The organism is uncultured Olegusella sp., from assembly GCF_947253395.1.
Lineage (GTDB): Bacteria > Actinomycetota > Coriobacteriia > Coriobacteriales > Atopobiaceae > Olegusella.
In genome coordinates this window covers 1-5,187 of the sequence record NZ_CAMXYY010000096.1, presented here as the reverse complement: position 1 = coordinate 5,187, position 5,187 = coordinate 1, and the positions used below count along the sequence as shown (strand labels likewise).

6 protein-coding genes are annotated in these 5,187 nt (G+C 51.0%); 2 read left to right on the top strand and 4 right to left on the bottom strand.

Annotated features, from left to right (window positions below):
* Nucleotides 1–178: 178 nt before the first annotated feature.
* The 4 genes from Q0X25_RS06995 to Q0X25_RS06980 form a co-directional block, all read right to left on the bottom strand.
* Nucleotides 179–868, bottom strand: coding sequence for a queuosine precursor transporter (locus tag Q0X25_RS06995; protein WP_298580464.1), 690 nt, complete (start codon nt 866–868; stop codon nt 179–181).
* A 159-nt stretch (nt 869–1,027) separates the two neighbouring features.
* Nucleotides 1,028–1,987, bottom strand: coding sequence for an NAD(P)-dependent oxidoreductase (locus Q0X25_RS06990; RefSeq protein ID WP_298580461.1), 960 nt, complete (start codon nt 1,985–1,987; stop codon nt 1,028–1,030).
* A gap of 81 nt (nt 1,988–2,068) precedes the next feature.
* Nucleotides 2,069–2,401: a DUF4298 domain-containing protein gene (locus Q0X25_RS06985; RefSeq protein ID WP_298580458.1), complete on the bottom strand. Its 333-nt coding sequence runs from the start codon at nt 2,399–2,401 to the stop codon at nt 2,069–2,071.
* 177 nt (nt 2,402–2,578) lie between these two features.
* The gene (locus Q0X25_RS06980; protein WP_298580455.1) at nt 2,579–4,096 is read right to left on the bottom strand and encodes an NAD(P)/FAD-dependent oxidoreductase; all 1,518 of its coding nucleotides are present in this window, start codon (nt 4,094–4,096) and stop codon (nt 2,579–2,581) included.
* Nucleotides 4,097–4,241: 145 nt separating this feature from the next.
* Here Q0X25_RS06980 and Q0X25_RS06975 point away from each other — a divergent pair, with 145 nt between their 5' ends.
* Together Q0X25_RS06975 and Q0X25_RS06970 are read left to right on the top strand one after the other, a co-directional pair.
* Nucleotides 4,242–4,517: an AbrB/MazE/SpoVT family DNA-binding domain-containing protein gene (locus tag Q0X25_RS06975; RefSeq protein WP_298580453.1), complete on the top strand. Its 276-nt coding sequence runs from the start codon at nt 4,242–4,244 to the stop codon at nt 4,515–4,517.
* Nucleotides 4,514–5,187: alpha/beta fold hydrolase (locus Q0X25_RS06970; protein WP_298580450.1), on the top strand; the 674-nt coding region annotated here is incomplete at its 3' end. The genes Q0X25_RS06975 and Q0X25_RS06970, both read left to right, overlap by 4 nt.

Here is a 5,187-nt window from a genome sequence, read left to right as displayed (position 1 = left end):
AACGGAAATCTCCGCTTTCAGCAACTCATATCAAAAGTTGAGGTTTTGCTTCTGCTCTAGCGTAGCAAAAGCAGAACAGCAAATGATGCGCATGTCAGCTTTTTCGGCGTGCGTAAAAAATCAGCCGAGAAACACAGGGCTTCCCGGCTGAAACATACAGTTTATGCAGACTTACGTCCTAGGCAATAACTGGCTCACCTTTGCCCATTACGTGGCGAGCCAAATACAAAAAGGGCGTATCAATAAAGCTAATAATAGTCTCAATAACTGAGACACTGATAATCATAACAAGCAGGTCAGGCATACTATACAGGCCACCAAAGGCAAGGAACATAAAAGCAAAGTTCTCAATTACGTTTGCACTTGTATCAGCAATATTTTCACGCAGCCACAACAGGCGGTGTCCGATGCGATCGCGCAGAAAACTATAAATCTGGACAGAGAGCCAATTGGCACCAACCAAGCAAATAACACTTGCACCCGTTGTACGAATTGACATCGAGAAAGTTGTCATCAGTGCAGGCATTGCCATATCAAAAGAAGAGGGAAGATATAGCAGGGTAATCTGCGCACCAATAATATAGGTAAGCAAAGCCGCCACCTGCAGTTTAACTGCTTTTATGGCAGCCTCATGTCCATATACCTCATTCAAAATATCAGTTGCCAAGAAATTTGAAGCAAACCAAACATTACCTAGAGTCGAGACGACTCCGACAAAGTCACACATAACGCAGGCCTGGATCTCCGCCAAAATCGACGCAACTGCCATCCATACATAAAGGCCAGGCTTGCCAAAAAACTTTGCAACTATTACCAAAAGTGAAAAACAGACCACCGACTCAGCAGCAAGCATGAATACGTTGTACATCTAGTTCCCCTCACTAGTATTCCTTCGTGCCACACGAGGGCATATTTTCGCATAAATATGCGACGCAATACAACACAAGCAGAATCCTAAAGCCTCCGCTCGTGCTTGCAGCTCTTGTGTTCAAGCAGAAGCTAGCGACTAAACCCGCCACCGCCTTTGCTACTCAGCACACAGGCGACGTGCCGCCTCAACTGCGTGCGATACCATCTCCCCCACCGCTTGTTCGGTATAAAACGCCATATGCTGCGTAAGTACCGTATTGGGAAATTGGCGCAGATACGCCATATCCCTATTAGAAACAATATCGTTGACCAGGCTATGATGATAAATTGACCCTTCGTTGGTAAAGACGTCCATTGCCAACGCGCCGATTTTGCCTGTCTCAATGCCTTCAATCAAGCTGGGGACATCCATGAGCTCGCCACGGGCAGTATTGACCAGCACGACACCATCGCGCATGCGAGCAATAAGGTCTGCATCTACCATGCCCTGTGTATCGCTCGTCAAAGGCACATGAAAACTTACGACATCGCTTTGAGCAAGCAAATCTTCGAGGCTGACTGCTTGCACACCAGCAGGAACATCACGAACACCTGCTGGACCATATGCGAGGAGCTTGCAGCCAAATCCCGAAAGACGCTGCAGCACCGCACGACCAATACGTCCCGCGCCAATAATGCCCACAGTAAGCGAGGATAAGGTACGTCCCTGGAGACCTGCCAATGAATAGTCATTGACGTTTTGGCGATACAGCGCTGGCTTATATTTGCGCAGCGCGATGAGGAGTAGCATGATGGTGAAATCCGCCACGCTATCAGGCGCATAGCTGATATTTGACACCGCAATTCCCAGACGTTGAGCAGCATCAAGGTCGATATGATCCATACCAATAGAACGAGTAACCAAGCAGTTTACGCCACGTGCTTTTATAGCCGCTAAGAGCTGTTCATCGTAGTGAACGCGTCCAAGAATGAGCACGGCATCTGCGCCATTGCAAGCATCAAGCGTATCTGCAGTCAGAGCGTCTGATCTCAACTCAAGCTCAATATCAGGCAGCTGTGCCTGCCGAGCAAACTCAGCTTGCTCATCAGCTCGAACTTCAAAAGCGACGATTTTCATAAGCTGTCCTTTTGTGGAACCTGTATGTCTCCACTATCGTACCTATTTGTATGCAGTTTCCAACCTAGTAAGCATTGCTGCCTAGCGTTTTTCGTCGAGCGATGCTGTACCGCTTAGCTCAGCTAATTCGCGAATACGCTCGCGTAGTGCTTCAGCTGATCCGAGGGCATCGTATACCCCATCTTCTGATAGGACACCGCGAGGAAGATCAACAGGAAGCACACCTGCTTCATCAGCAGCAAGGTCATCCCACCAAAGCTTGCCAGAGTAGTAGCTATCAAGGGCAGAGTAGTCGGCCCACATCATTTCATAGGTGTCAAGCGCGCGTTCAATCTGATCAATGCTATCAATCAGTCTATTGAGCGCAGCTTCCATAGCTTGAATACGCGCTATCTGTGTCGTGTTGACGTCCATAGGTGCTCCCTCACTTTTATACAAAGAGGCCTCCAAAGTGCTTGGATATACCCAGTCTAGTCGTCTGCCGTCATGCGAAGACAGGCGTGTACGATTTGACAAGACCTGCTCAAACGGCACACAGATTGACTATATCGGGTTTTATTGCGTCATTGCATCGCCAAAACAGATGCCACCTTAGAGAAAGGCTCGTAATAGATCACGTTTTGAGGCCTTTGGTGGTGGGCAGCACTTCATCAGTTCCTGTACCGCAAATTTCCCGCTTGCGGCAGCAATGGGCAGTCCGCCGCCAGTCTGAATCCATTGACTGGCAAGAAACAGGTTCCTTAGACCTGATACGGTGCTCTTGACATACAGCGACTTGTATCCCTTGCGCGCATTGAAGCTCATATAGGCGCCCTGATACGCATGACACCAGCGGGCAAAGGTCAGCGGGCTATAAGTGTTCAGTAAGACAAGCCTTTCTTTTAGCACAGGAAAGCAGCTTTCGATGCGCTGTCTGAGGCTTTCAGCCAAAGCACGTTTTTCTTCCTCATAGGCTCCCTTCGACAGGGAGTTCCAGTAGGCAAACGTACCGTTATTCAAGAGCACGTTACACTGAATGACCCGCTTGTTGGCAGGAAACAGCGTTTTGTCGTAATCGTACAGGCGTATACCACACAAGTCTTTGCTCTCTCCAGCCACCATGTAGGGCTCGCAGGAAAACATCACCGATCCCTGGGGAAGGTGCAGGTCATCTTCTCCTAGGATGCCAAAGGCTGCCTGATAGCCCGTGTTTGCCACATACCCCTCGGGGTGTTCATACATGGTTTTTAAATTCTTATCCAGATATTTTTCGGACAGAATCTCATAAAACAGCTGATGCGGATCGGCTGCCCATATAAAAGCCTCGCCAGTGACCACCCGACCATCTTTCAGCTGCACGCTGCATAGGTGCTGCGCGTCAACTTTGGCAGCGCTTACGTCAACGCCGTACTCAACTAAACCGCCCAGGCTTTGGTAGCGTTCCAACATTCGTCTGACCATTCCAACAGAACCACCCTGCGGTATGCCGGCGCTATCGCTTGTATAAAAGGCATAGGAAGTAAGCAGAGTAATCGCAAGGAAGTCCGTGGGGAAAAAAGCGCTCATCATACACTTGATCAAAGGATTTTTGAATCTATTTGCCAACTCGGCAATCGTCATGCCGTCATAGGTCTGGTAAGCCCTTGAGGCCCCTCTCATGCCCATGGCCATTTTTAGAAACTGGAACACATTCATATGGGCAGGAGATGTTTCGCAGGGTGGCTGTACGCACTCAAGCTGTCGCACCGAATCAAAAAAGGCATTGATTTCCTGTGTGTCTTCTGGTGCGATGGAAAGAAGCTCGGCTCTACTCCTTTCAAGGTCCCTGCCAAACGTCAGGGTTCTACCTTCGGTTTGCAAGGTATAGAAGGCAGGTTCGTAGTAAAGGTCAACATCAGCAGTCAGCACACCCAGCTCGCTCCAAAGCTGGTGCAGGGGGTTTTCTTGCTTGCACCCAACAAGCCAATGTATGCAGTTATCGATATGATAACCTTGGCGGTTCCAACCCGTGCACTCACCGCCAAGCATCTGGTTTTTTTCAAGGATGAGGGTCTTATAGCCTTGTTTTTGAGCGAGGATGCCAGCGCTGAGGCCAGAGATTCCTCCGCCTATGATCACAAGATCAGTCATATTTCCGCACCTCTCTGCGCGTTGCGTCAATTATACGGCATGCACTGGGTGCGAGGCTGCAGTCCTGCGGCAATTTGCGTATACTTTGTATGAAAAGTAGGTTTTTTCATACAAACTTACCCTACTGCATGAGGGAGGAACATCCATGACAGGACTAGCCGCAACTCCAACGCATGACCAGCTCTCCCCTGATGAGGATAGCGGGCACCAAGGGCTGTACGTCTGGACAGCAAAGGTGGGCACCAAGGGACAGATTGTCCTTCCCAAGGAGTCCCGCAATGTGTTCAACATCGCCAGCGGAGACACGGTACTTTTGCTAGGTGATGTCAAACGAGGTATCGCGCTCTTGAGCGGTGCGCAGATGGAAGAGGCGCTCCTGCGGGTTTACGGCGCCATGGATGAGAGAGCCAGGCGCCCATGAGGGCCTTCATCAGGGCCATCCTGATAGTTGGCACCGTACTCTGCCTCGCGGCAGCTGCCCTAGCCTGGCACACGCTCAGCTATGACTACGGCAACGACCGATTTATGGCGTCATGCGGCGCTCAGCTTGGCTTTGTCGAGAAGACCTACCAGACCCTCGACGGACGTACAATCGCCTATCTGGAAGGTCCGGACGCCGGTGAGCCGCTGCTTCTGATCCACGGGCAGATGGTCTCCAAGGAGGACTATGCCAAGGTCCTGCCCGAACTGTCGCGCCACTACCACGTCTTTGCCGTGGACTGCTACGGCCACGGCGGATCGTCCAAGGACCCCAGTGCCTACAACATCACCACCATCCGCGACGACCTCATTGGCTTCATGGGTGATGTCATCCAAGCACGGACGCTTGTCGCGGGCCACTCCTCCGGCGCCCTCATTGCCGCCGCCATCGCGGCCGCCACCCCAGGCCAGGTGGGCGGTCTTTTGCTTGAAGACGGCCCCTTCTTTTCGACGGAGCCGAACCGGGCGCAAAACACGCTCTCGTACAAGGAGTTCCAGACGATACACGACTTTCTCGCCCAAGACGAAGAAGGCAACTACACCCGTTACTACCTCTCGCACAGCTACATGAGCACACTCTTTAACAGCGGAGACGGCAATACCTGGGAGCC

Coding starts and splice junctions, on each gene's coding strand:
- Q0X25_RS06995 (WP_298580464.1), bottom strand. CDS start 868: ATGTACAACGTATTCATGCTTGCTGCTGAGTCGGTGGTCTGTTTTTCA.
- Q0X25_RS06990 (WP_298580461.1), bottom strand. CDS start 1,987: ATGAAAATCGTCGCTTTTGAAGTTCGAGCTGATGAGCAAGCTGAGTTT.
- Q0X25_RS06985 (WP_298580458.1), bottom strand. CDS start 2,401: ATGGACGTCAACACGACACAGATAGCGCGTATTCAAGCTATGGAAGCT.
- Q0X25_RS06980 (WP_298580455.1), bottom strand. CDS start 4,096: ATGACTGATCTTGTGATCATAGGCGGAGGAATCTCTGGCCTCAGCGCT.
- Q0X25_RS06975 (WP_298580453.1), top strand. CDS start 4,242: ATGACAGGACTAGCCGCAACTCCAACGCATGACCAGCTCTCCCCTGAT.